This is a genomic window from Mesorhizobium sp. M1E.F.Ca.ET.045.02.1.1, assembly GCF_003952485.1.
Lineage (GTDB): Bacteria > Pseudomonadota > Alphaproteobacteria > Rhizobiales > Rhizobiaceae > Mesorhizobium.
Genome location: NZ_CP034447.1, coordinates 3407953 through 3433939 on the forward strand (window position 1 = coordinate 3407953; position 25987 = coordinate 3433939).

General features: G+C 63.5%; 21 protein-coding genes. 8 read left to right on the forward strand and 13 right to left on the reverse strand.

Going from position 1 to position 25987, the window contains the following annotated elements; translation table 11 throughout:
- Nucleotides 1-21 precede the first annotated feature (21 nt).
- The 5 genes from EJ070_RS16485 to EJ070_RS16505 all read right to left on the reverse strand — a co-directional run bounded on the left by EJ070_RS16485 (nt 22) and on the right by EJ070_RS16505 (nt 6487).
- Complete coding sequence (locus EJ070_RS16485; protein WP_126092313.1) at nt 22-969, reverse strand: cation diffusion facilitator family transporter; 948 nt, start codon at nt 967-969, stop codon at nt 22-24.
- A 5-nt stretch (nt 970-974) separates the two neighbouring features.
- Nucleotides 975-3164, reverse strand: a complete 2190-nt coding sequence (locus tag EJ070_RS16490) for an anthranilate synthase (protein WP_126092314.1) — start codon at nt 3162-3164, stop codon at nt 975-977.
- A gap of 294 nt (nt 3165-3458) precedes the next feature.
- Nucleotides 3459-4514 (reverse strand): succinylglutamate desuccinylase/aspartoacylase family protein, encoded by a 1056-nt coding sequence (locus EJ070_RS16495; RefSeq protein ID WP_126092315.1) that lies wholly within the window; start codon nt 4512-4514, stop codon nt 3459-3461.
- A gap of 138 nt (nt 4515-4652) precedes the next feature.
- Nucleotides 4653-6029 carry an FAD-containing oxidoreductase gene (locus EJ070_RS16500; protein WP_126092316.1) on the reverse strand — a complete coding sequence of 459 codons (1377 nt, stop codon included), beginning with the start codon at nt 6027-6029 and terminating at the stop codon, nt 4653-4655.
- On the reverse strand, nt 6026-6487 hold the full coding sequence (locus EJ070_RS16505; protein WP_126092317.1) for a DUF4126 domain-containing protein: 462 nt from the start codon (nt 6485-6487) through the stop codon (nt 6026-6028). The genes EJ070_RS16500 and EJ070_RS16505 overlap by 4 nt, the downstream gene beginning before the upstream one ends.
- A 236-nt stretch (nt 6488-6723) precedes the next feature.
- Here EJ070_RS16505 and EJ070_RS16510 point away from each other — a divergent pair, with 236 nt between their 5' ends.
- The gene (locus EJ070_RS16510) at nt 6724-7281 is read left to right on the forward strand and encodes a sugar O-acetyltransferase (RefSeq protein WP_126092318.1); all 558 of its coding nucleotides are present in this window, start codon (nt 6724-6726) and stop codon (nt 7279-7281) included.
- A gap of 17 nt (nt 7282-7298) precedes the next feature.
- Here EJ070_RS16510 and EJ070_RS16515 read toward each other — a convergent pair whose 3' ends face one another.
- Entirely contained in the window at nt 7299-8291 is a 993-nt protein-coding gene (locus EJ070_RS16515) for a helix-turn-helix domain-containing protein (RefSeq protein WP_126092319.1), read from the reverse strand.
- Between the two features lie 126 nt (nt 8292-8417).
- On the opposite strand from EJ070_RS16515, the gene EJ070_RS16520 reads away from it, so the two are divergent.
- The 3 genes from EJ070_RS16520 (at nt 8418) to EJ070_RS16525 (ending at nt 10768) form a co-directional block, all read left to right on the forward strand.
- Nucleotides 8418-8921, forward strand: coding sequence for a cysteine hydrolase family protein (locus tag EJ070_RS16520; protein ID WP_245464900.1), 504 nt, complete (start codon nt 8418-8420; stop codon nt 8919-8921).
- Nucleotides 8918-9058 carry a hypothetical protein gene (locus EJ070_RS37065; RefSeq protein ID WP_245464901.1) on the forward strand — a complete coding sequence of 47 codons (141 nt, stop codon included), beginning with the start codon at nt 8918-8920 and terminating at the stop codon, nt 9056-9058. The genes EJ070_RS16520 and EJ070_RS37065 overlap by 4 nt, the downstream gene beginning before the upstream one ends.
- Before the next feature lie 228 nt (nt 9059-9286).
- Entirely contained in the window at nt 9287-10768 is a 1482-nt protein-coding gene (locus tag EJ070_RS16525; protein WP_126092320.1) for a hypothetical protein, read from the forward strand.
- Nucleotides 10769-10838: 70 nt separating this feature from the next.
- Here EJ070_RS16525 and EJ070_RS16530 read toward each other — a convergent pair whose 3' ends face one another.
- From EJ070_RS16530 to EJ070_RS16560, 7 genes are all read right to left on the reverse strand, one after another.
- Nucleotides 10839-12518: a formate--tetrahydrofolate ligase gene (locus EJ070_RS16530; RefSeq protein ID WP_126092321.1), complete on the reverse strand. Its 1680-nt coding sequence runs from the start codon at nt 12516-12518 to the stop codon at nt 10839-10841.
- 316 nt (nt 12519-12834) lie between these two features.
- Nucleotides 12835-13959 carry a DUF2333 family protein gene (locus EJ070_RS16535; protein ID WP_126092322.1) on the reverse strand — a complete coding sequence of 375 codons (1125 nt, stop codon included), beginning with the start codon at nt 13957-13959 and terminating at the stop codon, nt 12835-12837.
- Nucleotides 13960-13975: 16 nt separating this feature from the next.
- On the reverse strand, nt 13976-15280 hold the full coding sequence (locus EJ070_RS16540) for a DUF6638 family protein (protein ID WP_126092323.1): 1305 nt from the start codon (nt 15278-15280) through the stop codon (nt 13976-13978).
- Nucleotides 15281-15395: 115 nt separating this feature from the next.
- On the reverse strand, nt 15396-15812 hold the full coding sequence (locus EJ070_RS16545; RefSeq protein ID WP_126092324.1) for a DUF559 domain-containing protein: 417 nt from the start codon (nt 15810-15812) through the stop codon (nt 15396-15398).
- A 101-nt stretch (nt 15813-15913) separates the two neighbouring features.
- Nucleotides 15914-17824: an ATP-binding protein gene (locus EJ070_RS16550; protein ID WP_126092325.1), complete on the reverse strand. Its 1911-nt coding sequence runs from the start codon at nt 17822-17824 to the stop codon at nt 15914-15916.
- Between the two features lie 22 nt (nt 17825-17846).
- Nucleotides 17847-18992 carry a hypothetical protein gene (locus EJ070_RS16555; protein WP_126092326.1) on the reverse strand — a complete coding sequence of 382 codons (1146 nt, stop codon included), beginning with the start codon at nt 18990-18992 and terminating at the stop codon, nt 17847-17849.
- A 34-nt stretch (nt 18993-19026) separates the two neighbouring features.
- The gene (locus tag EJ070_RS16560; protein WP_126092327.1) at nt 19027-20115 is read right to left on the reverse strand and encodes a hypothetical protein; all 1089 of its coding nucleotides are present in this window, start codon (nt 20113-20115) and stop codon (nt 19027-19029) included.
- Nucleotides 20116-20615: 500 nt separating this feature from the next.
- Between EJ070_RS16560 and EJ070_RS16565 the strand changes: the two genes are divergently transcribed.
- From EJ070_RS16565 to EJ070_RS16580, 4 genes are all read left to right on the forward strand, one after another.
- Entirely contained in the window at nt 20616-21551 is a 936-nt protein-coding gene (locus EJ070_RS16565) for a choline ABC transporter substrate-binding protein (RefSeq protein WP_126092328.1), read from the forward strand.
- A gap of 117 nt (nt 21552-21668) precedes the next feature.
- On the forward strand, nt 21669-22523 hold the full coding sequence (choW, locus tag EJ070_RS16570; RefSeq protein WP_126092329.1) for a choline ABC transporter permease subunit: 855 nt from the start codon (nt 21669-21671) through the stop codon (nt 22521-22523).
- Complete coding sequence (gene choV / locus EJ070_RS16575; RefSeq protein WP_126092330.1) at nt 22520-23701, forward strand: choline ABC transporter ATP-binding protein; 1182 nt, start codon at nt 22520-22522, stop codon at nt 23699-23701. The genes choW and choV overlap by 4 nt, the downstream gene beginning before the upstream one ends.
- A 150-nt stretch (nt 23702-23851) precedes the next feature.
- Complete coding sequence (locus EJ070_RS16580; RefSeq protein WP_126092331.1) at nt 23852-25843, forward strand: autotransporter outer membrane beta-barrel domain-containing protein; 1992 nt, start codon at nt 23852-23854, stop codon at nt 25841-25843.
- Nucleotides 25844-25987 lie beyond the last annotated feature (144 nt).

Genomic DNA, 25987 nt, shown 5'->3' on the forward strand with positions numbered 1-25987 from the left:
AAGGCTGCGATACGAATTGCCTTACGCGAAAGGCACCGCCGTCGTGCCCCTCGGCAGCTTGGCCTCGTCGTCCGGCTCGACATGGATGGTGACGCGCACGGAGGGGATCTCGGCCTTCAGCGCGTCCTCGATGCGGTCGCAGATGACATGGCTGGCGCCGACCGTCATGTCCGCGTCGACGACCAGGTGAAACTCGATGAAGGTGGCGCGCCCGGCAATGCGCGTCTTCAGGTCATGCACCTCGATTGCGCCCTTCGAATTGGCCGAGATGACGTCGCGGATTTGTATGTGCTCATGGCTGTCGACGGCGCGGTCCATCAGCCCGTTCATCGACGAGCCGATGACATGCCAGCCCTGCCACAGGATGTTGAGCGCGACAATGACGGCAAGCGCCGGGTCGAGGATCTGCCAGCCGGTCAGGACCGCGCTGACAAGGCCGCCGAACACGCCGACGGATGTCACCACATCGGTCATGATGTGCTGGCCGTCGGCGACCAGAGCCGGCGACTTCGCGTTCCGGCCGGAGCTGATCAGGGTCCAGGCCCAGATCGCGTTGATGACGGTCGCCACGCCGTTGACGGCAAGGCCTGTCCAGGGCTGCTCTAGCGGAGCCGGATGCTGCCAGGATAGCCACACCTCGTTGAGGATCAGGAGGGCTGCGACGATAATCAGCACGCCCTCGAGAACGGCGGAGAAATACTCGGCCTTGTGATGGCCGAAGGGATGGTCCTGATCGGCGGGCTTGTAGCTGACCTGGATCGCCCAGAAAGCGGCGGCCGAAGCGATGACATTGACGATCGATTCGGCCGCGTCCGAATAGAGCGCGACCGAGCCGGTGATGTACCAGGCGGCGACCTTGAGGGCGAGCACGACACCGGCGACGACGATCGACCAGAAGGCCAGCCTTTCGACCTTCTGCCTGGTCGCGGCTTTCGCCGCGGCCGCTGTCATGTCCCGCGCTTCCGTCATCGTCCCTACGCGGCCTTCTCCTTGGCCTTGCGGGGCAGATGCGCGACGATGTTCTCGATGATGCGCATGCCGGCATTGTGACCGAGCGTCATGATCGATTCCGGATGGAACTGCACGGCGGCGATCGGCTCCTTGCGGTGCTCGAAGGCCATGATGACGCCGTCCTCGGTCTCGGCGGTGACCACGAAATCATCCGGCAGGCGCACCGGGTCGGCGAAGATCGAGTGATAGCGGCCAACCGTCACTTCCTTCGGAAGCCCTGAGAAGATGATGCCGGGCTTCGAGACGCGGATGCGCGACGGCTTGCCGTGCATCGGGATGTGCAATTGCCTCAACTCGCCGCCATAGGCTTCGGCCAGCGCCTGCAGGCCGAGGCAGACGCCGAATACCGGCAGGTCGCGGGCGCGAGCCCTCTTGATGGTCGCGGCGCAGTCGAAATCCTTCGGCGTGCCGGGGCCGGGCGAGAGCACGACGAGATCGGGCTTCAGCCGCTCGAAGACCTCTTCCGGCACCGGCGTGCGCACGGTCGAGACATTGGCTCCGGTCTGGCGGAAGTAGTTGGCCAGGGTGTGGACGAAGCTATCCTCGTGGTCGACCAACAGGATATTCACCCCGTCGCCGACGCGCGCGGTGGCGCGTTCGGCGCCGGTTGCGTTGCCGGTTTTGGCGTCGCGGATGGCGGAGAGCATGGCGGATGCCTTCAGTTCGGTTTCGGCTTCTTCTTCCTCGGGAACGCTGTCGAAAAGCAATGTGGCGCCGGCGCGCACTTCGGCGATGCCGTCCTTGATGCGGATGGTGCGCAGCGTCAGCCCGGTGTTCATGTCGCCGTTGAAGTTGACCATGCCGATCGCACCGCCATACCAGGCGCGCGGGCTCTTCTCGTTCTGCTCGATGAAGCGCATGGCCCAGAGTTTCGGCGCGCCGGTGACCGTGACCGCCCAGGCGTGCGACAGGAAGGCGTCGAAGGCATCCATGCCTTCGCGCAGCCGCCCTTCGATGTGGTCGACGGTATGGATCAGGCGCGAATACATCTCGATCTGGCGGCGCCCGATGACGCGCACCGAGCCAGGCTCGCAGACGCGCGACTTGTCGTTGCGGTCGACGTCCGAGCACATGGTGAGCTCGGATTCGTCCTTCTTCGAATTGAGCAGCTTAAGGATCTGCTCACTGTCGGAAATGGCGTCGTCGCCGCGCTTGATGGTGCCGGAGATCGGGCAGGTCTCGACGCGGCGGCCATTGACGCGCACGAACATCTCCGGCGAGGCGCCGATCAGATATTCGTTTTCACCGAGATTGATGAAGAAGGAATAGGGCGAGGGGTTGATCGACTTCAGCTTGCGGGAGATGTCGGAGGGCTGGGTCTCGCAGCGTTCGTAGAACATCTGGCCGGGCACGACCTCGAACAGGTCGCCGCGCTTGAAGCTCTCCATAGCCCGGCGCACCAGGTTCGCATATTCGCCCGGCTCATGGTCGCCGCGCGGCGGGATGCGGTCGGCGGTCTTGAAGGGCTCGACATGAGCATCGCGGGCCAAGCCTTCGGTCGAAAACCCTTCGCCGGAATAGTCGTAGCGGTCGGTCCAGGCCTTGGTCGAATAATGGTCGACGACCAGGATCTCGTCGGGCAGGAACAGCACCAGGTCGCGCTGGCTCTCCCTGCGCTCGAGCTTGTAGTCGACCGGGTCGAATTGGAAGGCGAGGTCGTAGCCGAAGGCGCCGTAAAGGCCGAGATTGGCATCCTCGGCGGTCTTGAACAGGGCGGTGATGGCGCGCAGCACGGTGAAGACGGACGGAACGCGGCTGCGCTCCTCCTCGGTGAAGACGCGGCCGGGCTTGGCGACATCGAGGCGAATGAGTTTTTTCGAGGTCTCGGCGATCGTCACCTCGCTGATCTGGCCAAGCGCCTTGCCGATCAGCGGCAACAGCGCTTCGCCACGGGCGTTCAGCGCCTCGATGCGCATGGCGCGGCCACGCGCGGAGATCACCAGCGGCGGGTCGATGATGGCCGTGTCCCAGCGCGTGTAGCGGCCCGGATACTCGTAGTTCGAGGAAAACACCGCGCCGCGGCGCGAATTCAGCCCTTCGACATAGGCGTCGATAGCGCCTTCATAGGGCTGGTCATGGCGTTCGCGGGTGATCGTCACCCCGCCCGCGGTGACGAAGCGCTCGGCTCCGTTGTCCAGAACTTTAGTCGTCATTGCCGTCTCCATCAGCGTTTTGGGCAACGGACCCGGGAATGGCTTTAAAAAACAAATGGCCGCCCGGACATTCCGCTGCGGCCACCCTCTCTTTCACGCACGCGCGTTCGAACCGGCCGCTGTCAGCGAGCCCACCACCAAACGGTCTTGTTCGAACGCATGTTCATGGCGACTCCCATAGCGGCGAATGACGACCCGCGCAACTGGATTTCACGCGGATGGTGAAAGCCTGATGGCCTTTGTCCGATGCATGTCGTTCGCCCAAAACCGCTGCGCGCTTTTGGGCGACATGCGTCAATCCTCCAGCGTGCCCGAGCGCGCGTCGCCGCTCCGCTTGTCGCCGGCGAGCTTCAGCAGATCCTCGCCGGCGCGGATGATGCGGCGCGAACGGCGGGTCAGGATGAAGCCCGACTGCGGCGCGAAGACTTCGGTGCGGCCGCCCACTTCGCCAGGCGCATGGACGATTGTGGCGAGCCTGTCGTCCTTGGCGACGCGGTCGCCCGGCTCGACGTGGTAGAGGATCGCGCCAGCCTTGGGCGATGGCATCATGTCGATGTTCTCGATCGGCACGACAGCCCCGGTGAAGTTGCCGGGCTTGGATACTGACCGATCCTGAATGACGCCTCGCATCACGAGCAGCCGATAGAGGCCTTCCGCATCGGCCTCGGCGAGCGCGCCGTCGACATCGAGCATACCGCGATATTCGACCGTGGTGACGACGCGGCGGTCGAAGCGCGACACATTTGCCGGCACATTCTGATATGGCATGATCGAGGCGCCCTCGAAGGTGCCGCTGCTGTCCTCGCTCCACAGCACTACGGCATCGACGCCCATGGCGGCGGCGCAATCGGCCATGGTCGGCCACAGGCTGGTGTGGATGTAGAGATAGGCGAGGCCCTCGTCGTCGCAATGCAGGTCGAGCACGATGTCGTGGCCGAGCGAGAGCTGCACCAGCCGCGTCTTCAGCCGCTGATCGGCGGTGCCAAGCGTAGTGTCAGGCAGGAACGCGGTGTCGGGCGCGGCAAGCAGCGGGAAGCCGCGGTTGAAATTGGTGCGGGTGCCGAGATGGAAGCGTCCCTGATGCTCGCCGAAATGATATTGGGCGCGGCCGATCGGATTGGCCCAGGGCACGACAGTGATGGCGCCCTTGATGCGGCCTTCCGCTTCCGCTGTGGCAAGCATCGGCATCAGCGCGTCGATGGCTACGACGCCCGGCAGTTCGCCGGCATGCAGGGCTGCCTGCAGATAGGCGGTTGGAGCCGTCTTGTCCGAGCCGTCAAAGCGAAAGACCGGAAATTCGTAAGTGGTGCCTTCGCCGTCGCCGGTGATGCGCTCGATCGTCTTGTGCATGGGTGTTTCCGATGGAGAGTCCAGACATGCATGTTTGCGGCAGAACTGTCGAGTGGTCCAGCCGGGCCGACCTGTGGGCGCAAGTCGGACCTTTCTGCGACCGGGCAGCGCCGGACGGGAGGGCGGCCGATCCGGGGCTCAGATGAGCGGCTTCAGCTCCTGGGCGATGGTCGGCAGAAGCTCCGAGACGTTGGGGTGGATATGCATGGCGCGCGCCAGCGTCGAGATCGTCGCCTTGGCATACATGAGGTCGAGCACTGAGTGGATCGCCTCGTCGCCACCCGGTCCGAGCACCGAGCAGCCGAGGATTTCGCCGGTGTCGGCATCGGCCAGGATCCTCATGAAGCCTTGCGTCTCGCCTTTCTCGACGGCACGACCCACACGGGTCATCGGCCGCTGGCCGACGAGCGCGCGGCGGCCGGATTTCTTCACCGCTGCCTCCGTCATGCCGCAGCGGCCGAGCGGCGGATCGATATAGAGCGCATAGGCCTCGATGCGGTCGCTCACCCTGCGTGGATCGTTGTCGAGCAGATTTGCGGCCACGATTTCGTAGTCGTTGTAGGAGGTGTGCGTGAAGGCGCCCTTGCCGTTGCAGTCGCCCATCGCCCAGATGCCGGGCACGCTGGTGCGCAACTGGTCGTCGACGACGATGTAGCCGTGCCGGTCGACCTCGACGCCGGCCTTGTCGAGGCCGAGATCGTCGGTGTTGGGGACGCGCCCGAGCGCCAGCAGCACATGCGAGCCGACAGCCGGCGGCTTGCCCGCCGAGAAGGCAACAGCGATGCCATTGCCTTGCCTGGCGAAGGCGATGTCGTCGGCGCCGACATGGACTGTGATGCCCTCGTTTTCGAGGATCGACAGGATGGCGGCCGAGACGTCCTCGTCCTCGCGCCCGGCCAGGCGCAGCGCCTTCTCGATCACCGTGACCTCGGAGCCGAACCGGCGGAACATCTGCGCGAACTCGAGCGAGATGTAGCTGCCGCCGACGACGACGAGATGGCTGGGCAGCACATCGAGATCCATCATCGAGGAATTGGTGAGATAGGGGATGTCGTTGACGCCGGGCAGGTCCGGCACGGCGGCGCGGCCGCCGGTGTTGAGGAAGATTTTTGGCGCGGTCAGCACATCGTTGCCGACGCGCACCGTGTCGCCGGATTCGAAGCGCGCATGGCCGCGATAGAGCGTGCATTTGTCCATGCTGGCGATCCAGTCTTCCAACCCGGCGCGGGAGGCGCCCGATACCTTGTCCTTGCGCGCCTTGATCGCCTTGTAGTCGACACCGACGGGACCACCGAGCGTCACGCCGTAGTCTGCGGCGCGGCGGGCAAGATGCGCGGCATAGGCGCTTGCCACCATCGTCTTGGTCGGGATGCAGCCTGTGTTGACGCAGGTGCCGCCGACCAGCTTGCGCTCGATCAGCGCCACGCTCATGCCGGCTGCGTTCAGCCGGCCGGCGAGCGGAGTGCCGGCCTGGCCGGCGCCGATGACGATGGCGTCGAAGTTCTTCGCGGTCATGCGACGGCCGCCACGATCAGCAGGCCGCCGATGATCGCCACGGCATCCTCGATGAAAGCAGCAGGCGGATCCTTGCCGAAGCTGGCGGCCAGCCGGCCACGCGCTTCGGCGCCGCCCAGCGTGCCGATCACCGCGCCGATCGCGCCGGCGACCAGGCCGCCGATGGTGGCGCCGCCGGTCGCGCCGATCACCGCGCCGCAGAAGGCGCCGACGACGATGCGCGTGCCGAACTGTTGCGGCACCTTGCGGCTCGGCGTCGACGGCAATTGATCGGTGACGAGTTCGACGATTGCCAGGATGGTGAAGATACCGACGGCGATCCAGTGCCCCATGAAGCTCGCCCAGGTGCCGGCGACCGGCAACCAGCCGAGCCAAGCGCCCCAGGCAACAGTCGCCGGCGCCGTCATGGCGCGCAGGCCGGCAACGACGCCAATCAGCAATGCAAGGATGTAAAGCATGATTGACCCCCTCAAATTCAGGACCCTCGCACGGTCCCGACAAAGCAGGCTAGCATAGGCCGGGCGTTTGGCCACGGCTTTTCCCGAAAGCGCGCCGCGATCTTTCAGATTCGCTCCCTGCGCTTTAGGTTTTTGACTTTACGCATGTCTTTGTCCCGAAACCGGTTCCCACCTTCGGGAGACATGCTTTTAGGGGCGGATTGTGCTTTGGCAGCAGCGGCATCGGAGGAGCGGCCATGACGACAAGCGAGCGCATGAAGATGGCGGCGGGTGAATGGTACACCTGCATCGACCCCGAGCTGGAAGCGCTGCGCATTGCCGCCCGCGATGCGCTGTTCGAGCACAACAGCCTGCCGCCACGGCAGCGCGGCGATATCGGCCCGGCTTTGCGGGCGCTGCTCGGCGGCGCGGGCGAAGGCGCGCGCATCGAAGCGCCGTTTCACTGCGCTTACGGCTTCAACCTCTTCCTCGGCGAAGGCATCTTCCTCAATGCCGGCTGCACCATCCTCGATACCGCACCGGTGCGCATCGGCAAGGGCACGCTGCTTGGGCCGAATGTGCAGATCTACTGCGCCGAGCATCACCGAGAAGCCGCCGGCCGGCGCGCCGGGCTGGAGATCGCAAAGCCAGTGACGATCGGCGACAATGTCTGGATCGGCGGCAGCGCGGTGGTCCTTGCCGGCGTCGGCATCGGCGAGGGCGCTATCGTCGGCGCCGGCGCGGTGGTGACACGCGACGTGCCGGCCAATGCGACCGTTGTCGGCAATCCGGCGCGGGTGACCGGGAAGCGCTGAGGGCCAAGGCCGTCTTTCTAGAGCAATGTCGAGTATGCCGCCCGGTCCGACGGCGCGTGCCTGGAAAATTCGCGCCGATACTGCATCGGCGAGGTCTTGAGCCGCGCCGCGAAATGCTGACGCAGCGACGTGGCGCTGCCGAAGCCGGCTTCGAAGGCCACCATATCCATCGATTTATCCGTCTGTTCCAGCAGCCGCTGCGCCAGCCCCACGCGCTGGTCGGTCAGCCAGTCGCCGAAACTGGTGCCGGTCGTCTTCTGGAAGCGGCGCGTGAAGGTGCGGCGGGTGAGGCCGGCGGCATCGGCGACGCTGTCGAGGCTGTGGGTCTCGCCGAGCGTTGCCAGCACCTCATCGAGGGCCTTCGCGAACCGGTCGGCGGTCGGTGTCGGTGCGAGCGGGCGTTCGATGAACTGGGCCTGTCCGCCTTGCCGGTGCGGCGAGAGCACGACGTGGCGGGCGAGCCGAAGTGCTGCCTCGGCACCATAGCGGGCCCGCACGATGTGCAGGCAGCAATCCAATCCGGCGGCGACGCCGGCGGAGGTGACGATGTCGCCTTCATCGACATAGAGCACGTCCGCATCGACGGCGATGTCGGGGTGAAGTGCCTTGAGCTGATCGGTATAGGCCCAATGCGTCGTCGCCTTTCGTCCGGCAAGAAGTCCGGCGGCGGCGATGGCGAAGGTGCCGAGGCACAGGCCGACGATCAGCGCGCCGCGCTCGTGCGCCCGTTCGAGCGCACCCTTGAGCGGTGCGGCCAGAGGAGCCTCCAGATCCTTCCAGCTTGGGATGATGACGATATCGGCCGCGTCAAGAGCCGAAAGATCGTGCGGGACCGAAATCCTCAAACCGGCATCGGTCTGGATCGGCCCTTCTTCGGCCGCGCAGACACGGAAGTCGAAGCGCGGCAGGCCAAGCTTCGTGCGGTCGGCGCCGAACACCAGGCAAGGCACGGAAAGATGGAACGGGCTGATGCCGTCAAAGGCGACGGCGGCGATGATCGGATTGCGCATGGCGGACACCATTTGGGATTAGGTCAAGTGTCCCAATTCTTTCGAACAATGTCAATCGGGCCACTTTCTGCTTGTGGATGTCCGGCCTAGCCTTGCATTCATCAACCCGGTCGAAAGGAAACCGCCATGCCAGCACCAGCCACCCAGCCGCGCCGCGCGCTCGTCGTCGTCGATGTCCAGAACGACTACAACGGCGGCAATCTCGCCATCCAGCATCCGCCCTCCGACGACAGCGTCGCCAATGTGGCGCGCGCCATGGATGCGGCGGCCGCGTCCGGCATCAAGATCGTCGTCGTCAAGCAGATGGCGCCGGAGACCTCGCCGATCTTCGCCAGGGGCAGCCATGGCGGCGAGCTGCATCCCGAAATCGCCAGGCGCGCCCGCGACCATTATGTCGAAAAGACGCTGCCCTCCGCTTTTACCGGCACGGACCTCGAAGACTGGCTGCGCGCCAACGGCATCGATACGATCGCGGTCGTCGGCTACATGACGCACAATTGCGATCTGTCGACCATCATCCACGCCGTGCATATGGGCTTTGCGGTCGAGTTCCTCTCGGACGCCAGCGGTTCTGTGCACTACGCCAACCGAGCCGGCTTGCGTCGGCCGAGGACATCCATCGGGTGGTGAGCGTGGTGTTGCAGTCGCGCTTCGCCGCGGTGCTGAAGACCGCCGAATGGATCGACTGCCTGAGGACCGGCACGCTGCCGGAACGCGACACGATCCATGCGTCGAACCAGCGGGCGCTGGCGCGCAACGCGGCCTAAACCCGGGCCTGTGTGGAAGATTAAAAGGCGCTGCAGCAATGCGGCGCCTTTTTCTTGGTGTAGAAAGTAATGCAAGAAAAACGTGACCCACTTCACAGAAGTAAGCCCAGCACTTCTGGAGAGTGATGATGCATTGAACAAGCGCGATTGGCTGGGGGCTGACGTGAAAGCGCGCGTTGCACATACCATGGTTGTTCTGGCGCTGGCCGCCGCTGCCGCGCTGTTGCCGTGGCCCGCCTTCGCGCAACTTCCCCCGCATGCTCCGGGAACCATCTGCGTCACCCAGTTCTTCTGGTGCTGGGCGCAGCCGCCCGGGCCTCCCGGCTACGCCTGTGGATGCCCGTCCCAGTACGGTTTCGTACCGGGCTACCTTGGTTAGTCGTCCGAGGGGCTACGATGACGACATCCAAAGATCCCCTTGTTTCCGGCCTGCTTGCGGACGCGAAGCTTGTCGCCAGCTACGGCCGCTACGGCGTATTCAAGGACAGCGCTCTGTTCGCAGCCATCGGCGATGCCGAAAAGCTCGATGATGCGACCGCCAGCCAACCTGCTGTGGTCAATCTCCAGACAATACTGAACGATTGCTCAGCCACCGTGCCTTTTTCCACCCTGGCGGCCTTGCGGTCGGGCTGGTCGCCCGGCGACATGTCGCGCCGGACCGCCGTCGCGACCTATTTTCTCGTCGCCCTGTCCGTGACGATGATGATCGTCATCGGCAAGCTCACCTATGTCTACAACAGAGGCGTTTCGATCAATGCCGAGCTGCAGGAGATCGACAATAACGACTTCAGCGCCCGCTTCGGACAATCGATAAGGCAGGTCTGGGCGACGAAGAGGCAACTGAGCTCAGCCACGACCCAGCAGGCCTCGACGACCGACCTGACGTTGCTGAAGGACGCATACTACAATTCCGTCGACAGCCTGCATTCGCTCGACCAGCGTTTTTCCTCGCTGTTGGTAAGGGCGCAAGGCTTCATGACGCAGGAGGCGCCATTCCCGATCTGGGGCATGCAGTGGACCTATTGCAAGCTTTCCACCTCGCCAGCCGGTGCAGGGGCATCGACCGCTTTTCCGAGCCCCCGGCAGATGGCCATAAACCAATTCTGCGGCCAGGAAGTCGCGCCCGCAATGCAAGACGGCGAGGCCGGGAGCAGTCAGCCGCTGAAGCAGTCGGATTTCGACTGCAAGAGCGGCGGCAACACTCGAGGCAGAACACAGGTCGTCAGCGCTACGGACACGGCAGGCCTGGCGGAGGATGTGAACGCCGATTTCGACGAAGCGACGCGCAGCCTGCAATGCGAAGGCGTCATCACCATCACGCCGAATTCGATTTCGACGCTGACACTGCAGGCCAAGACCCTCAGCGAGGTCCTCAGCCCCTATGCGTTGTGGATCCTGCCCGCGCTCTACGGCGCTCTTGGCGGGATCATGTTCCACATGCGCATGATCCTGAACCCGCTCTTACCCAATCCAACGCTGGCCCGGCTCATCCATCGCATCGCGCTTGGCGCGCTGGCCGGCATGATCCTCGCATGGTTCATGGCGCCGGGAACCAAGCTCGGCGGCGAGGTCACGGGAATAGGCTTCAGCCTGTTCACCTTCGCCTTCCTGTTCGGCTTCAGCCTGGACATCTTCTTCACCATCCTCGATCAGTTCGTCAGCATGTCGGTCGCGGGCATCAAGAAGTTCGGTTCCTCGACGGTGGCTTGAGAAATCCGGGCAAGAAAAAAGGGCGCCGCGGCAGCGCGGCGCCCTTGGTCATTTTCAGCTCGATAGATGTTTAGAACAGGCCTTCGATCTGGCCCGCCTCGTTGAGGAAGATTTTTTCCGAGGACGGTGCCTTGGGCAGGCCGGGCATGGTCATGATCTCGCCGCAGATGATGACGACGAAGCCGGCGCCGGCCGCAAGCCTGACCTCGCGCACCGGCACGGTGTGGCCGGTCGGCGCGCCGCGCAGGTTCGGGTCGGTCGAGAAAGAGTACTGGGTCTTGGCCATGCAGACCGGCAGGTGGCCGTAGCCGGCCTGCTCCCAGGCATGCAGCTGGTCGCGGATCGACTTGTCGGCAATCGCCTCGTCGCCGCGATAGATGCGCTTGACGATTGTGTTGACCTTCTCGAACAGCGGCATCTCGTCGGGATAGAGCGGCGAGAACTGTGATGCGCCGGATTCGGCGATCTCGACCACCTTGCGGGCGAGGTTCTCGATGCCGGCGGAGCCCTGCGCCCAGTGCTTGCACAGGATCGCCTCGGCGCCCTGCGCCTTGACGAAGTCCTTCATCGCCTGGATCTCGGCCTCAGTGTCGGTGGTGAAGTGGTTGATCGCCACCACCGCCGGCACGCCGAACTGCTTCACGTTCTCGATGTGGCGGCCGAGGTTGAGGCAGCCCTTCCTGACCGCCTCGATGTTCTCCTTGCCGAGGTCTTCCTTCTTGACGCCGCCATTCATCTTCATGGCGCGCACGGTGGCGACGATGACGGCCGCCGCCGGGTGGAGCCCGGCCTTGCGGCACTTGATGTCGAAGAATTTCTCAGCGCCGAGGTCGGCGCCGAAGCCGGCTTCGGTGACGACGTAGTCGGCGAGCTTCAGCGCCGTCGTGGTGGCGACGACCGAGTTGCAGCCATGCGCGATGTTGGCGAACGGGCCGCCATGCACGAAGGCCGGGTTGTTCTCCAGCGTCTGCACCAGGTTGGGCTGGATGGCGTCCTTCAAGAGCACGGCCATGGCGCCGTCGGCCTTGAGGTCGCGGGCATAGACCGGCGACTTGTCGCGGCGGTAGGCGACGATGATGTCGCCGAGGCGCTTCTCGAGGTCCTTGAGGTCGGTGGCCAGGCACAGGATCGCCATCACTTCCGAGGCGACGGTGATGTCGAAGCCGGCCTCGCGAGGAAAACCGTTGGCGACGCCGCCCAGCGAGCAGATGATATCGCGCAGCGCCCGGTCGTTCATGTCCATGACGCGGCGCCAGGCCACGCGGCGGATGTCGATGCCGAGCTCATTGCCCCAATAGATGTGGTTGTCGATCAACGCCGAAAGCAGGTTATGGGCGGTGGTGATGGCGTGGAAGTCGCCGGTAAAGTGGAGGTTCATGTCATCCATCGGCACCACCTGGGCGAGGCCGCCGCCGGCCGCGCCGCCCTTCATGCCGAAATTCGGCCCGAGCGAGGCTTCGCGGATGCACACGACCGCCTTCTTGCCGATGCGGTTCAGGCCGTCGCCGAGGCCAACCGTAGTGGTCGTCTTGCCTTCGCCGGCCGGCGTCGGATTGATGGCGGTGACCAGGATGAGCTTACCGTCCTTGTTGCCCTTCACCGACTTGATGAACTCGGCCGAGACCTTCGCCTTGTCGTGGCCGTAGGGCAGCAGATGCTCGTTCGGGATGCCGATCTTGGCGCCGATCTCCTGGATCGGTTTCTTGTTGGCGGCGCGCGCGATCTCGATGTCGGACTTCACTTCGGCCATGACGGCTTTCCTCTGGATTGGGCGGTGGAGGGTAGGGGTTCGATCATTCGTGCATGTTCGGAACGTCGCCCGGACGCAAGGGCATGTTCTAACCCTGTCGCTGCCGTGGCGTCAACTTTCATGCAACTATGTTTCCTGTGAAGAAATAAATTGCTGTTCCCGGTCGGGCCTTCCCAGGGTCTTTGGCGCCCGGTCGTTGCGCCGTATAGAAGCCAGAGCCGACGCCGCTCCGCCGTCTTAAAACAGCCGCGCAATACGCGAAAAGCGACAGAGGCGACGGCGCAAATCCGCCACCGCCCGGCTGTCTGGTCCAGCGTTACTGGGTCAGCACGTTGCTGATCTCGACCATGTTGGAGCGTACGCGCAGGATATAGAAGCCCATGGTTGTCAGGTGCGTCGGCAGCAGCCAGCCGTCCTCGCGGCCGTTGGCGATGATGAAGGGCTGGATGCGCAGCGCCGAGACGAACTGGGCGTCCATCGTGTCCCAGAGGTTCTGCAGGTGCTTTTCCTTGATCACGTCGTCGAAGTCGGCCTGCGCTCCCTTCATCAGGCCGTAATAGGCATAGAGCTGGCCATAGGCGAACCAGAAGCGATCGTCGGCGCGGAAGTCGAACCAACCATCATTGTGGTTCTCGGCGCGCTCCTTGAGGATTGCTGAGGTCGAGCCGATGTCCGACGAGATACGGTCGATATATTGCTTCAGATTGTCGGCGCGGGCATCGAACGTCGCCTGACAACTGGCAAGGCGAGCGTTGAAGGAGCGCAGCTTGCGCACCGCGTCGCGATAGTAGCTCGGCGTCGGGGTCTTCGGGCCGAACGGATTCAGGCCGAAATACCAAGTCTCTTCATCGAACTGCAGATTGCCGCGCGCGTCCTGCAGGTCGGCGTCGATCTGCGAGGTGGTGCGCACGCGACCCAGATTGTCGGCGAGCTCGGTCGCCGTGCGCCGCACTGCCTGGTTGATGCCGCGCTGGAAGGAAGCCTTGTTGTCCATCCATGGCGTGTGGTCCCAGTCGATGCCGAACAAGCCGAGCTTGTAGAGGATCATGGACGAGATCCAGGCATTCTGATTGACGTTGAAGTCGGTCAGATCGGCAGCCACCTGGGCGATTGCCGAGTTGCCGCAAGTCTTGGCGGTGTCGGTGCCGGCGCCGGCCGACACCTGCTCGCCGGCCGACACGTTACGCGTCTCGAAGGTGTATTTGTCGGGATAGTTCGGCTCGAAATTGTTCCACCATTGGGTGGCGTAGAAGAAGTTGGCATAGAGGCCGATCAGCACCAGCAAGGCCAGGCCGACCACAGCCTTGAGGATCCAGCCGCGCTGCCCGTACCAGCGGCCTGCCCACATGAACGGCCACAGGACGATGCCGATGACAAAGCCGATGCCGCGGCCAATCCATTGAAAAATTCGGGTAAAGAAATTCACGATCGGATCAAGCATGGCTCTCGTCACCCCCTCAGTCAGTCAAGCCGTAAAGGCGCGCGCGGAACGCCGCCTTGTCCTTCAAATATGTGGTTTTCAGAACGTCCACAACATGCGATCGCCAGGCGTCGCTGAAGCCGTCGAAGTCCTTGTAGAAGCCCGGTTTGTTGAAGACGTAGCGCGAGACGAAGTCCTGCGGCACGAAATCCGAGATCAACTGGTTGGTGAGCCAGGCATCGGGATGATCGGGCTTGGCGCGTACTGCCAGGAAGCGCAGGCGCGGCGGCACGTCATCCAGCTTCAGGTGACCGAACTGGGCGATCTCGCGCTTGGCGGCGTTGAGGAAGGGGAAGTTGCCGTCGCTGGCGATCAGGTCGGCATGGCGCTGGATCCAGGTCTGCAGCCAGACCTTGTCCACGTCGGTCAGGTTGCGGTTGGGCTCGGCGTCGCGGATCAGCGCCCGCACCACCATCTCGGCGCGATGCTCGAGATAGCCGGAGGCCTCGATCCAGGAGGCGCGCGGCAGGTCCAGGCGGCCGGTGGCGGCGAGGAAGCGGAACACCTTGTCGGCGTCGTTGATCGACAGATAGCTCACCTGCCAGGGCCGCGAGCGGCGGAAGCCGGGAGCGGCCGGATCGCTGATCACCGTCGTCATATCGGGATCGACGAACACGTAGAGCCCGCCGAAATGGCTGGTCCAATAGGCGTTGTGGCGGAAGATCACCTGGTCGGGCACCAGCGCGTTCTCGCGGATGTCGCCGCAGACCTTGGCGAGATCTACCATGCGTTCAAGCATGGCGTCGTCGCGCCAGGCGTCGGGCTCCTGCTTCAACCGGTCGACCAGCTTGCCGAGCTCGGCCGCCTTGCCCAGCACATCCTCGGCCGACAGCACCTTGAATTCGACCTGGTTGATCGACAGAAGATCCTCGATGTCGTTGACCTTGGGAACAGAGTCCTCGATCTCGCCGTAGATGACATCCTTGATGGTCAGCGCGTCGATGGCGCGCTGGTTCTTCGACATGAACTCGAACATCAACTGCGAGGTGTTGGAGAAGGCGGTGTGCACCACCGGCAGGTCGATCTGCGACGGCGTCAGGATGATGAAGCGGCGGTTGACCTCATTGGGATCGAGATAGTCGTAGTCGCCGCACTCCTCGGCGACCTCGGGCGAGAAGCCGGTGCGGTCGATCTGGAAGCTTTTCAGCTTGGTCGGCTCAAGGCCGAAGGCGGCAAGCGCCTTGTTGTAGCGCTGGATGAGGTGCGGCTCGTCGATAGCGAGCAGCCTGCCATAGATCAGCTCGTTGTCGCGCAGGAGGTCGGGCTTTTTGCTGGGGGTCATTTGGGCGACCCAGTGAGATTTTCCCGTATGGGCGAAGGATGGAGCGCCAACGTTGGCGTCCCCCTCTCCCCGTTCTTCACGGGGAGAGGGTAAGGGTGAGGGGCGGCGCGAACGGTCAAGGATATGTCTCCCCATAACCTTCGGCGGCAATAAATCGAAGGTCGTGTGTATCGATGTGGCGCCCTAAACGCTGCTCGACGGCCGCCAGTATGGTCTGAAGCACCGCCTCCCTGTCCTTCAAAACGTCAACGTTCCAAAAGCGGAGGACGGACCAGCCGGCTGACACCATGAAGCGATCGCGAATCTGATCATGTTTGTTCGCGATATGCTGGCTCCCATCAACTTCGACAACAAGCTGGCATTCCCTGCAGGCAAAATCAGCGAAATACCTGCCTATGGGGAACTGCCGCACGAATTTGTACCCGTTCAATCTGCGATCACGCAGCTCGTGCCAAAGTGCGCCTTCGGCATCGTTGTCTGACTGGCGCAATCGCCGTGCTCGCTTCGTCGTCTCGATTACCGGTCCACGCATGCGCTGCCCCTCACCCTTACCCTCTCCCCGTGAAGAACGGGGAGAGGGGGGCGCCAGCGTTGGAGCTACGTCTTTCAGCACATGTGAGCAGCGAAGCAACATTAAGCATTCCACAGGCCCTTCTTCTTCAACTCCTCCATCTCGCGCGCCGCGCGTTCGCGCAGGCGCGCGTCGCGCAGGAGCTTCTCCACCGCCGCGTCGTCGGACTTGTCGGAATAACGGAATTCGGAATCGGCGTAGCGGTTGATCTCCTGCATGACCATGTCCATCGAAAACGGCCCGCGCAGTTCCTCGATCATCGCCTTCTTGTCGTCGTAGCTCTTGTGCATGAAGGCTTCCGGCTTCTCGAACCAGTCGTCCGGCAGCTCGATATCCATGGCGCGCATCTTGATGGCGTCGGTGACGTTCTTGATGGCGCGCCCGGTGAAGCGCGGCTCGGCATCCTTGATCATGTGCAGATAGGTGCCGATATCGGCCAGCGTCTTCGGGGCGCCGTTCTCCTTCATGTAGCGCTCATAGACCTTCATCAATCCGTCTTCCTGCGGCTTCTCGTGCTCCTCATAGGCTTCCGCCACGGCGCGCTGGATCTCCTGCGCCGCGTAGAGCTTGTGGTCCCCGAGCGGGATCTTGTGGTTCTTGCCGGCAAGCAGCACGAAGATGTCGATGTAGTCGTCGCGGGTCTGCGGACCGTCCACCAGCCAGCGTGCGCCGGCGCGCTGGCGCAGCGCATCGTCGACGTTTTCCGGATAGTTGGAGAACATGCCGAAGGAACAGTTGCCGCGCACCACCGTTGAGGCGCCCGCGAAGGCGTCCATCAGCACGCCGGTGATCTCCTGCTGGCCTGCCGACGCGCGGTCGTCGGAACGGCGCGCCGCCACCTGGTCGATGTCGTCGATGGTGCCGAAGCCGATGACGCGCGGATTGAGCACGTTGTTGACGAATTGGCGGCAGTTCTGGCCGGACTTGCCCTGATAGGACGAAATCTGGTCGACGCCGAAATTCTCGTAGGCGAAGGGATAGCCGGCGACTTGGCAATAGCCGTTGACGAGACCGGCGATCATCTGGATCAGCGTCGTCTTGCCGGTGCCCGGCGCGCCATCGCCGATGAAGGTGAACAGGAACCCGCCGAGCTCGACGAAGGGGTTCAGCTCGCGCTCGAAGTCGTAGGCCATCAGCATCTTGGCCAGCCTGACCGACTGGAATTTGGCGATATGATTGCCGACCACCTCTTCCGGCTTCTTGAAGGTCATCACCAGCGGCTTCGAGCGTTTGCCGGGCGCCACGTCGAAGCCGTCGAGCGTGAAGTCGTCGACATCGATGCGGATATGGGCGTTCTCGAATGGGCCGATGCCGTCGAAGCGGCCTTTTCGCGCGAGCAGCCCGTCAATGGCGACACGGGCAAAGGCGCGCGCCCGCGTTGCTAAATCGGCATCGTCCCTGGAGCCGGCAATTGCCAGGTCGAGGCCGGCCACGATCGACTTCACCGCGTCCTGCGGCGTGTCGAACAGGAAGTCGGGTTCGGGGATGTCGTTCGGCGCCTCGCCGTCGCTGTCGATGAGCTGGAAGAGGTAGGAGGCGAAGCTGAAGGCCGAAACATAGGCCGAGGCCGACAGAAGCTTCTTGAAGGTTGCGGCTTCGTCGCCTTCGAGCGGGGCGCGGGCATTCTTCGCCTGCAGGCTTTCGAGGTCGGAACCCTCGGCAAAGACGCCCGCTATGGCGAGCGCGATCGCCAGGCCGCGGCGAGCGCGGTAGAGAAGCGTGTGCTGGGCAATGGTCATCAACTGGTCGTCGGGATGGATCGCGGCGACCGTCTTCGTGAGCTCGACCTCGCGCGTGCGGCGCACCGAGCCGACCGAGACGGTCGAGACGAAGCGACGGTTGGTGCCGGCGAGCGCGGTGCCGGATTCGCGCGACGGGTCTTCCAGCACGACGATGCGGGTGATGAAGCTCTGCGCGGTTGCGCGGTGTTTTTCGATTGCCGCTTCCGAGATCGTTGTCAGCCCGGTGTCCATGAAGGATGCTCCGCGGTTGAAATCAAACGTCGCTGATGACCTGCCCGTTCGACAGGATGTGGACCTTGTAGCCGGAAAAGATCCTCTGTGCCTCGCCGGCGGCGTAAAGTGCCTGATAGGCCTCGTGCGGGATCAGAGCATGGTTCTCGTAGCTCGATACACCCTGGCGCGCCGCCTCGAGGTCGTCGGTGTTGATGAAGAATTCCTGCGTCGTCTTCTCGCTGGAGAACAGGCCCTTGCGGCCGGGCTTCTCCGACTTGGAAAAGACCTCCTGGATGGTCCAGGTGAGCAGCCAGGCGTTTTCCGGCTTGCGCACCTTGGCCAGCACCTCAGCCACCGTCGAATTGTTTTCGGTGATGCCGGCGGAATAGAAGGGGCCGAGCACGACGCGCCGAAGCTGCTTCGGATGCAGCGGCTCGAAGTCCTTGTCGAGATTGACGGCGATGGTCGCCGGCGACAGCGCGTAGGCCGAATTCTTTTCGGTGAAATCGTCGAAGCGGTGGGCGAGCTCGGGATTGAGGAGACCGTCCACGGGAAGCGGGATGTCGACCCGCTCGTTGAGCTTGCCATTGGCGTCGACGAGCTGGCGCACCATGCTCTCCGAGGAATCCTCGACCGTCACCATATAGACCAGCGGCAGGTTGGCGCTGCCGTCGAACGAGGCCCAGTGGACGAGGTAATAGGGCCGCAAGGTCTTCGGGTTGACCGAGACCTTCGCCGTCTGCGCCAGGATGAAGGGGCCGAAGGTCGCCTCGCTCTTGACGTCCTCCAGATAGAGCCGCTCGGCCATCGACTTCTGGAGTGCCGCGGGAAATTCCTTGTGGCGCAGGATGAAGTCGGCCATCTCCTCGCGCAGCTCGCCGGCCTGCGGGATGTTGGCGAGCCGGTTATCCGCCTGGCGGCGGTCGTTCTCCAACTCGAGAAGGTTCTGGAACACCGGATAGCCGCTGTCGGCGCGCGAGATGCGGAACGCATCCATGAAGCCCAGCCGGTTTCGCCAGCAGGAAAAGGATTTGTCCAGCCGGGCGATGTACTCGGCGACGATCTTTGCGACGATGCCATGCCGGTAGAGCGGCGAGCGGTCATCGCGCATGAACACTTCCAGCCCTCTCAACGCCGCAGTGATGGCGGAGAAGTAGCGCGCCGCCGCTTCATTTTCGGGGGTCATGGGACTGCCCTGGAGAAAAATGCCGGCACGCCGCCTACTGCTGCACGTAGTTGGCGGCGTTATGCTTCTTCATCACCTCGTCGAAGCGGCGGGCGAAGGCGTCGTCCGCAAGCTTCTTGCGGCGCTGGATATCGGCGCTGGCCACCATGTTCTTTTCATGCATCTCCAGGAGATCGCCGATGTGCTTCTGCGAGGCGGCGCCGATGCCGGCCATCGTCTCTTCCGCGGTGTTGTCGACCTGGCTGCCCAGCGTGTTGATCTTGTGGGCGACGTCCTGCTGGGCGGCGGTCTTCAGCGAATCTTCCAGCGCCTTGTAGAGGACGATGCGCTGCTCGGTGTCGATGGTCAGCTTGTTGATCAGCGTCGATTGCGCGGCGATCTGGTTGTTGAGAGAGTCCACGAAAGTCTGGAACATCGAGGTGTAGCGCTCCAGCGTCTGGCTTTCGGCGAGCAGCTCCTGCTCCTTGGCCTGCTTCTCGTTGTACTCGGTCGCCATCTTCGAACGCTCGCCTTCGAGCTCGGTGCGCTCCTTCTGGGTCGTGGAGGCGGCGATCTTGTTCTCGATGTCGAGCAGCATCGGGTTAAGCTCCTCGATCCGCTTCTGTACCGCCTCGAGATTGGCCATGGTCGTCTTGCGGCGCTCGATCACCTGCGACAGGCTGGTCTCGGAGGTCTTGTAGCGCTGGTCGAGGATCTGCTTCTGCGCTTTCAGGATGCCGACGATGGTGTCGGACTTGGCCAGCAGCTCCTGCAGATTGCCGGCCAGCGACATGTTGCGCACGCGGTCGGTGCGCATGCGCTGCTTGCGCTGGTCCGAAAAGACGCCAACGAAGTTTTCCCAGCCGGTGTAGCTCTTCATGCTCTCGAATTCGGCGCCGAAGACGTTGGTCGCGTCCTCCAGGCCGATGATCAGGTCGGCGATGTTGCCTTCCATCACCTTCTGCTGCTTCAGCACGTCCTCGATACGGGCGTTCTCGATGTCGAAATTGGCGTCGCCGATCTTCTTGTCGGCCTGCGCGAGCGTGTCGAGCACGGTGCCGGACTGCTCGATCTTGGTGCGCATGTCCTCGACGACCTGCTTGGTCTTGGCAATTTCGGCATCGAAATTCTGCAATGTCGCCATTGGGGCCTCCCGCTTCGGCATCCGGTTTCGTCGCACGTGGCGGCGAATATATGTGGGGCCTCAAGCGATTGAAAGAAGGAAGACAGGGCGAGGCGTCAAAACAAAAGAATTGGTTAGGCCCTTGAAAGACAAGCCAAGCATGCTAACGGCATGAGTCATGCGCGTCGCCTTCAAACAGCTTTAGCTGATATGCCTTAAGCTATTGTTTTTGCGCGGCGAGATGCGACGAAGCGGCAGTGCCGCAAAATCTCTTGTGCCGGATCGCGGCAATCAACCGATCGCCAGCCCGCCGATCGCTGGAATATCAGGCAGTGCCGGCCGTCCATGAAAACTTCGTCTTGCCGCAAAGACCTCCGGCATGTCGCTGAATGGCCAGCGCACGCCGTTGATCGTGATGTGGCGCCGCTTGAAACCACATCAAAATGGTGTTTGGCTGACGAAACAAGGCGGACACAAGAACCGACTTTGCGTCGCCTCGAATTGCAATGGGAGAAAAGTTCATGCCGCGTATGAAATCTTTTGTCGCCGGCCTCGGCCTGGCGGCGCTTCTATCCACGACCGCTGCCTATGCCGGCGATCCGGCGAGCTGCAAGGCCGTGCGTCTGTCCGACGTCGGCTGGACCGACATCCAGGCGACCACGGGGCTGGCCTCGGTGCTGCTTACCGCGCTCGGCTACGAGCCGCAGGTGATCCAGCTTTCGGTGCCGGTGACCTATGCGTCGCTGAAGAACAAGGACCTCGACGTCTTCCTCGGCAACTGGATGCCGTCGATGACCAACGACATCAAGGACTACACCGCCGACGGCTCGGTCGAGACGGTGAGCACGAACCTGACCGGCGCCGGCTATGGCATCGTCGTGCCGACCTATGTCGCGGATGCCGGCGTCAAGACGCTGACCGATCTCGGCAAGTTCAAGGACAAGTTCAACGGCAAGATCTACGGCATCGAGGCCGGCAATGACGGCAATCGCATCATCCTCGACATGATCAAGAACCCGAAGGACAATCTCGAAGGTTTCGAGCTGGTCGAGTCGTCGGAAGCCGGCATGCTGACGCAGGCCGAACAGTCGATGAAGAACAATGAATGGATCGCCTTCCTCGGCTGGACGCCGCATCCGGTGATGGGCGCCATGAAGATCACCTATCTCGAGGGTATGGGCGACAGCGGCTTCGGCGCCGCCACCGTCTACACCAATGTGCGCAAGGGCTACACCACCGAGTGCCCGAACGCCGGCAAGTTCATCGCCAACCTGAAGTTCAACCTCGACATGGAAGGCGAGATGATGGACGCGATCCTCAAGGGCGGCGACGCCCAGACGGTCGCCACCGACTGGCTGAAGAAGCATCCGGACGCGATAGCGCCGTGGATCGCCGGCGTGACCACCTTCGACGGCGGCGATGCGGCGGCTGCGGTGAAGACCGCCCTCGGGGGCTGAGCCGGCTTGAGTCCGGCATGATCCTTGAAAAGGGCAGCCACTGGAGAAGGCTGCCCTTTTTCATATGCTTGAGAAGATGATCGCTCGATAAGGGCGGCGGGGTCAACGAGGGGAAAGATGGATCCGATCTCGAAATTTCTGGTCGCCTACAAGATCCCCATAGGTTTGTGGGGCAAAGCCTTCTTCAGTTTCCTCACCGACAATTTCGATACGATTTTCAGGGCGTTCTCGAACGGCCTGAATTTCATCCTCGACGGGGCGGTGGACCTGCTGCTGATGGTGCCGTCGGTGCTGCTGGCGCTTGTAATTGCCGTTATCGCCTGGTTCCTGCAGCGTTCGCGGCCGCTGGCCGTCGGCGTCTTCATCGGCCTCGTCTTCATCATCAACCAGAACCTGTGGAAGCAGACCGTGGAGACTCTGGTGTTGGTGGTTGCTGCTGCCGCCGCCTCGATGGCCATCGGCGTTCCGCTCGGTATCTGGGCCGCGCACAAGCCGAAGGTCTACCGCTTCATGCTGCCGGTGCTCGACCTGATGCAGACGCTGCCCACCTTCGTCTATCTGATCCCGGTGCTGACCCTGTTCGGGCTTGGCAACGCCCCCGGCCTCATCGTCACCATCATCTTCGTCATTCCGACCCCGGTTCGTCTCACGCATCTCGGCGTCACTTCGGTGCCGAAATCGATTGTCGAGGCAGGCGAGGCGTTCGGCGCCACCAAAAGACAACTTCTCTGGAAGGTCGAGCTACCCTCGGCCTTGCCCACCATTATGGCGGGCCTGACGCAGTCGATCATGCTGTCGCTGTCGATGGTGGTGTTCGCGGCCCTGATCGGTGCCGGCGGCCTCGGCACTGAAATCAACCGCGCGCTCGGCTCGCGCCGGATCGACCTCGGGCTCGAGGCCGGCCTTGGCATCGTCGTGCTGGCCATCGTGCTCGACCGGATGACGCGTATCGGCGTTGGAGGCAAGAAATGAGCGTCGCGGTTGATTTCAAAAATGTCGATATCGTCTTCGGCGCCGATCAGGCGGGTTCGCTTGCAATGATCGACAAAGGCGCCACGCGCGCCGATATCCTCGAAAAGACCGGCAATGTGCTGGGCTGCGCCGGGGCCAATCTCACCGTGCATGAGGGCGAGATCTCGGTGCTGATGGGCCTTTCGGGCTCCGGGAAGTCGACGCTGCTCAGGGCCGTCAACCGGCTGAACGTCGTGTCGCGCGGCCAGGTGCTGGTCAAGGACGGCGACCGCACGGTCGATGTCGTCACCTGCGACGAGGCAACGCTCAGGCGCCTGCGGCAGAAGCAGGTGGCGATGGTGTTCCAGCAATTCGGCCTGCTGCCGTGGCGCACCGTGGAGGAGAATGTCGGTTTCGGCCTCGAGCTCGCCGGCGTGCCGGAGGCCGAGCGCAAGGCGCGGGTGCAGAAACAGCTTCAGCTCGTTCATCTCGACCAATGGTCGAAGAAATACGCGCATGAGCTCTCGGGCGGCATGCAGCAGCGTGTCGGCCTGGCGCGCGCCTTCGCCACCGAGGCGCCGATCCTGTTGATGGACGAGCCGTTCTCGGCGCTCGATCCGCTGATCCGCACCAAGCTGCAGGACGAGCTTCTGCAACTCCAGGCCGAGTTGAAGAAGACAATCATCTTCGTCAGCCACGACCTCGAGGAGGCGCTGAAGATCGGCACCCATATCACCATCATGGAGGGTGGACACATCGTGCAGACAGGCGCGCCGGAAGACATCGTCCTTCGCCCCGCCAATGACTATGTCCGCGACTTCATCGCCAATGTGAATCCGCTTTCGGTGCTGACGGCCTGGAACGTCATGCGCGACCGCCGCGATCTCGAGCAGGGCGAGAATGGCTGGGTATGGCTCGACCGGCGCAAGACGACGCGCTTCAAGATCGACGAGCATGGCCTGGTGGCGGCGGCCGAACGCGACGGCAAGCCCGCTGTCTGGGTGTCCTGCGCCGATGTCGAGCGCCAGCCGGAGGAGAGGACGCAAGTGTTCTGGGCCAATCCCGGCACGCCGCTGAAGACGGTGATGCTCGCCATGCACCGCTCGCAAACCGCGCCGGTGGCGCTATTCGATGAAGGCTCGCGCTTCGTCGGCGCGATCGGCATCCGGGACGTGCTGAGCGCGGTGCTGAGGCGGTAGGCGCTTCCGCACGCGGAAAGACCGGGGGTCGCAACGCCGTCTCCGCCTTGTCTTTCGCCTCCTTCGGGCGCAGAGTCCGCTTTGTTGCGTGCCCATGCGCCAGGGGGGTTACCGACGTCGCATAAAGGGCTTTCCGGCGCGGTTGCGCCGTTGGTTCTCGCCGTAGTCTCGCTTGGAAGCGGCGCGGCGTTTTCCCAAAGTTTTGTCATAGGCAATGACGCGACTGCCGGCCAGCAGACGATGAACGGTGCCGGCGATACCGGGGCCGTGGACCCCGGGGGAGCGATAGAGACATTTGGCGCCGGCGTAGATGCCGTGCGGATGTTCGGCCCGACCCAGAGGTTCACCAACCGCGGCCTGGTTGAAACGTTGGGCGGCGGCGCCATCAATGTGAACTCACAGGGCTTGGATGCGACGATCCTTAACGGCGGGACCATCCTGTCGATAGGCGACGCTTCCATAGGGATATTGTCCGAGGGCGACAACGCGCACATCGTCAACAACGGCTCGATAGAAGCGCTGGGTGTCGCAACATACGGCATCATCAGTGATGCGTCCGGCGGGCGCGTGGATAACCACGGCTTCATCGGTGTTTCAGGTGTCGCGGCCTCGGGCATCATCGGTGCCGGACCAGACCTCAGGATTTCCAACAGCGGTTCGATCGAGGCTTATGGCATCGCCGCTACCGGCATCATCTGGCAGAACAACGGCCTGCGGCTGGACAACTCCGGGTCGATTACCGTGTCGGGGTTGGCTTCCATTGGCATCGGCGCTGGCGGCAGCGACGTTGCAATCGCCAACAGCGGCACCGTCAGCGTTTCCGGCACGGGCGCGACAGGTATCGGCACCTTGTTCGGCAATGCGACGATCACCAATTCCGGTTCGGTTGTCGTGGACGGCGCGAGCGCCGTGGGCATCGCCGCGCTGGGCAGCAGCTCTATCATTACCAACTCAGGTCGCGTCTTCAGCAACCAGAGCGCCGCCATCTATTTCGGCGCGCCCGGCGCCACGCTGAACCTTTTGGGCGGGACGGTCATCCAGGGACCGGTCGTCTTTTCCGGCGGCGGCAACACGGTGACCTTCCGCTCCGCGCTGAACGCTGTCATCAGCTTCGCCGGAAGCGGCCTGCCGCAAGCCATCCTGACCGGCGGCAGGCCGTTTGTGACGAGCGGCAACAGCGCGGCGGTGATCGACACCACCGGGTTTGCGAGCAGTGGTCCGCTAATCGAAGACCTTGTCGACGGCATCGCTGGCGTCGCCGAAGCGCGCATGCCCGCCCCAGGCGACGACGTGCTTGCGCCGCATCACGGTCCAGGCGCCTGGATCTCCACATTTGGCGGGATACGCTCCCAGGGCGGCTCTGGTGCATCAGCTGGGTTCAGCGAGACGCTGGGCGGCGTGGTCGCCGGCGCGGAAAGGCGCTCGGGCGACGGCTTCCTGGGTGGCGTGCTGCTGGGGGGCGCCGCCGGATCGACCGAGGTCGACGACGACGCGCAGGAGATCGTCCATCGCAGCGTATTTGCGGGCGGTTATCTGGGCTATGACGCAGGAGCGCATTTTGCCGAAGCGACATTTGTTACCGGCGTGCTCCAGGAGCGGAGCCGCCGCCGTGTCGCGAACAATCTGGTGCTGGGTGGCGTCGAGACAGCGCGGGCCGATTTCAACGGCATCTTCGTCAGCCCGTCCGTCACACTCGGCACGCGGCTACCGGTCGCGGCCGGTATGTTGATACCCAGCGTGCGACTGCGTTACGTCGGGCTCTTCATCGACGATTACGCGGAGGCCGGCTCGGGAAGCGATCTCGCGGTCTCGCGGCGCGACGTCAACGTCTTCGAGGCGCGTGGCCAGCTCGCGCTGGCCTTGGCGCCCGTCGGCACGCGGAGCCAGACCTGGCAAACCACCCTTCGTGCAGGGATCGACGCGATCGCGCAAAACAGCGACGACCTATCGGCGACGCTCCTTGGCCAGGACATTTCTTTTGCCGCCGGCGGCAGAAAGGTGGTGTTGCGCGGCTTTGCCGGCGCGGACGTTGCGGCGGAGGTGGGCGCCGGCATGACCCTGAATGCCGGCTTTGAGGCCGGGTATGGGAGCGACAATGCCTTCACTGTCCGGGGCCAAGCTCGCCTCAGCAAGGCCTTTTGAGGGGTGCCCGACAAACTTCGGCGCCAGCGTATGGGTTCGGAGGCTGCCACTCCATGGCAGCAGGCAACGCCGGCTCCTGGCAGATATTTTTCGAAATCCATTCCGATTCCGCGGGTCCGTGCGGTAAGATATTGCCACGGCCGC